The 3728-nt window shown below is 70.7% G+C and carries 2 protein-coding genes; both read right to left on the bottom strand.

The genetic code is table 11. The features are described 5' to 3' along the window. Positions 1-256: 256 nt before the first annotated feature. Positions 257-2023 (bottom strand): ABC transporter ATP-binding protein, encoded by a 1767-nt coding sequence (locus tag HPY23_RS31300; protein ID WP_060847235.1) that lies wholly within the window; start codon positions 2021-2023, stop codon positions 257-259. Between the two features lie 255 nt (positions 2024-2278). Continuing rightward, positions 2279-3655, bottom strand: coding sequence for an MFS transporter (locus HPY23_RS31295; RefSeq protein WP_091881252.1), 1377 nt, complete (start codon positions 3653-3655; stop codon positions 2279-2281). Positions 3656-3728 lie beyond the last annotated feature (73 nt).

Raw genomic sequence — 3728 nt, 5'->3', positions numbered from 1 at the left:
AGTTGGTCATAGGTCCAGACACAGGGCCGATACAGCGCCATCTGGCGCCAGCACCTGTATCCAGAGCAAAGCACTACAGCCACAAGGCGGCCTTCACCGAGCGCTTACCCGACTCCGTTGCTTGCGTTCGTTCCGCCATGGGGGCCGATTACGCGACCGCAACAAAAAAGCGTGGCACCCGCCTCTCGACCGGGAGGAGGATGCCACGCTCATGTCCGTCGCAAGCGGGACCGGACGAGCGCCGGCCCCGCGGGTGTCAGGCCGCTTCGCGCGACAGCTTGATCGTCTCGCGCTGGATCAGGTCGCGATAGAATCCGTCGAGGTGGACGAGGCGGTCGGGGGAGCCGTCCTGGATCACCTGGCCGCCGTCGAGCACGACGATCCGGTCGAAGTCCTTCAGGGTCGAGAGCCGGTGGGCGATGGCGATGGTGGTGCGGCCCTTCATCAGGTTGCCGAGCGCCTCGCGGATCGCCTCCTCCGACTCGGTGTCCAGCGCCGAGGTCGCCTCGTCGAGGAGCAGGATCGGCGAGTTCTTCAGGATGGCCCGGGCCACCGCGATGCGCTGGCGCTGGCCGCCCGAGAGCTTGACGCCGCGGTCGCCCACGATCGTGTCGAAGCCGCCCGGCAGGTCGTTGATGAAGTCGGTGCAGCGGGCGGCTTCGGCCGCGGCCCACACCTCCTCGTCGGTGGCCTCCGGCCGGCCGTAGCGGATATTTTCGCGCAGCGAGCGATGGAACAGCGAGATGTCCTGCGGCACGACCGTGATCGCCTCGCGCAAGCTCTCCTGCGTCACCCGGCCGATATCCTGGCCGTCGATCAGGATGCGGCCGTTCTGCGGGTCGTAGAACCGCTGGAGCAGGGTGAACAGGGTCGACTTGCCGCCACCCGAGCGGCCGACGAGGCCGACGCGCTGGCCGGGCTGGATGTCGAGGTCGAAGGCCGAGAACACCTCGCGGCCGTCGGGGTAGTTGAACGCAACCTTGTCGAAGGTGATGCGCGCACCCTCGCCGACGAGGGGCTTGGCCTCCGGGTGATCGCGCAGGTCGTGCGGCTGCAGCAGGGTGCGCAGGGCCTCGGACAGGCGGGCGGTGTGCTGGGTGACGTCGACGAGGGCGACCGCGAGGTCGCGGGTCGCCGCCAGGATGGTGATGCCGAGCGTGCAGACCAGCACGACCTGGCCGGCGGTGGCGCTGCCCGCCTGCCACATCTGGATCGCCCAGTAGAGCAGCCCGAGCACCGCCGCGACGGTGATGAGGGCGTGCATGATCCGCAGGCGCTCGAGGTAGAGCAGCGAGCGGCGGCGCGCCTTCATCTCGGTGCCGATGGTCTGGTCGAAGCGAGCGAACTCGCGCTTGTAGGCCGAGAAGGCCCGCACCAGCGGCATGTTGCTGACGAGGTCGACCATCTCGCCGTCGACGGAGGCCGCCTTCTCGGCGAAGTCGTGGTGCAGCGGCTTGCCGGCGGCGGCGATGCGGAACATCAGCACCACCACGCCGCCGCAGATCACCAGTAGGCCGAGCGCCATCGGGACGCTCACGCTGCCGACGTAAAGGATCGCGCCGAACGCCGCCGCGCAGGGCGGCATCACGTTCCAGACGAACATGTTCTCGGCGGTGAAGATCGCGTTCGAGGTCGCCGTGATGCGGCTGGCGAGAGTGCCGGGCTGCCGGTCTGCGAAGTAGGACGGCGAGTGGCCGGTCAGGTGCTGGAACAGGTCGCGGCGGACGTCACCCGTCACCTTCACGAAGGTGAAGCTGGCGATCAGGCTCGCCACCCGCCACAGCATGTTGTCGGCGGCGATGAAGCAGATCAGCACGGTCAGGGCCGGCCAGATCAGATGGTTGTTCTCGGGTCCCTTGCCGAGGGCGTCGACGACGCCCTTCAGGCCGTACTGGGTGCTCACCGAGCAGGCCACGGCGCCGAGCACCGCGACCAGGATGGCCGCGTGGGGCACGATGCGGCGCCGCAGGTAGCGGGCCACGAAGGCCCAGGGCCGGTTGGCGTACGCGCAGAGGTCATCCATCGTGGCGATCGATCCCGGTTCTTCGCACGCGTGCGGCCCACGGTCGGGAGAGGAACGGGATGCAAGAACCCCGCCGCACCCTCGTCCCGCTCCTATCGCAAGCCCCACCCGCTTCTCGCAACGCGCAAGCGTCGCCATGTGTTGCAGGCAAAGAGTGTGTTGCAGGCAAACGGTGCCGCGCCGTCGTACTCCGTCGTTCCTGAACGGGAGTTGAGCGGGCGCTGCACCGCACCCACCGCGCGCCCGTCCCCTCGTTCAATCCTGGGTGCCCGGCGCCGCCGCTGCGCGGCGGGTCTCGGGCATGATCGCCACCACGAGGACGAGCGCGACGCACGCCACCCCGGCGAGGCCCACGAAGGCGGCGTGCGAGCCGAAATGATCGGCCATGTAGCCCGACAGGGTGGTGCTGGCCGCCGCCCCCAGCCCCATGGCGGTGCCGACGGCGCCGAGCGCCATGTTGAAGCGGCCGGTGCCGCGGGTGCAGTCGGCGACGATCAGGGGCACCATCACGCCGAGCACCGCCGCCGAGATCCCGTCGAAGACCTGCACCGCCACCAGCAATTCGGGCGCATCCGTGTAGGCGAACAGGAGGCCGCGGATCGGCAGCGCGGCAAAGCCCAGGATGAGGAGCGGGCGCCGGCCATAGGCCTGGGCGGCCCGGCCGACCGCCGGGGCGATCAGCGCCATCACCACCTGCGGCGCCATGATGCAGGCGGCGATCAGGATGGTGGCGGTGTGGCTCGCCCGCACCGTGAGCACGCTGCCCACCAGCGGCAGCATCGCCGCGTTGGCGACGAAGAACAGGGTGATGCAGGCGGCAAAGCACAGCAGCGCCCGGTTGGTGAGCAGCAGCTTGAGGCTCGCCCAGCCGCCCGGCGCCGGGCCGCCCTCGGGCGCCTGCGGCCGCACCATGTCGATCTCGCTGGCGCGGACGAACCACAGGGCCGCGAGCGTCGGGATGGCGAGCGCCGCCGTGACGTAGAACACCGCCTCGCTCGACAGGTAGTAGCCGCAGGCGCCCATGCCGGCGGCGGCGAGCGCGTTGCCGATCGAGGAGAAGCGGGCATTGCGCCCGAGCCGCTCGCCCAGGCCGGCATGGCCGACGAGGCCGAGGCTGATCGCGGCGATGGCCGGGGTGAGCGTGCAGCTCGCGATCGAGTGCGCCGCCATCGAGAGCGCGACGATCAGGAAGGTCGGAAACAGCGCCAGCCCAGCCGCGGAGGCGCCGATGATCGCCACCGAGAGGGCGGCGACGAAGCGCTTGGAGCGCACCCAGTCGACGAAGGCGCCGCCGGGCACCTGCCCGAACAGGCTGAACAGCCCGCCGATGGTGAGAACCAGCCCGATGTCGGACTGGGTCCAGCTCTGGGACGTGAAGTAGACCGCCACGAACGGGCCGAAGCCCGTCTGCAGGTTGGCGACGAAGAACGTGAAGGCGTCGAGGCCGCGGCTGCTGGTCGGCGAGGGCGCCGGCTTCTCGCCGCGCCGGACCGCCGCGCCGGCCCGGAGCGGGTCCTGGCGCGACGCATCCTGCCTCGGGTCCTGGCGGGGGTCCGGTCGCATCTCGGAACGAGGGACCTCCCGGTCACGGTGGGCGAGGGTGCGGCGGTGGGCCTGGCGCGGGCGCGTCATTTGTCCGGGGGGTTGCGCGCCGCGGCCTGGTCGGCGTCGGGGGTGGGGGCGGCGGGCGCCGTCGCGGCCGCCG

The organism is Methylobacterium ajmalii (genome assembly GCF_016613415.1).
Taxonomy (GTDB): Bacteria; Pseudomonadota; Alphaproteobacteria; order Rhizobiales; family Beijerinckiaceae; genus Methylobacterium; species Methylobacterium ajmalii.
The sequence above is the reverse complement of the archived record's forward strand: the minus strand, read 5'-3'. Positions and strand labels throughout refer to the sequence as shown.

Coding starts and splice junctions, on each gene's coding strand:
- HPY23_RS31300 (WP_060847235.1), bottom strand. CDS start 2,023: ATGGATGACCTCTGCGCGTACGCCAACCGGCCCTGGGCCTTCGTGGCC.
- HPY23_RS31295 (WP_091881252.1), bottom strand. CDS start 3,655: ATGACGCGCCCGCGCCAGGCCCACCGCCGCACCCTCGCCCACCGTGAC.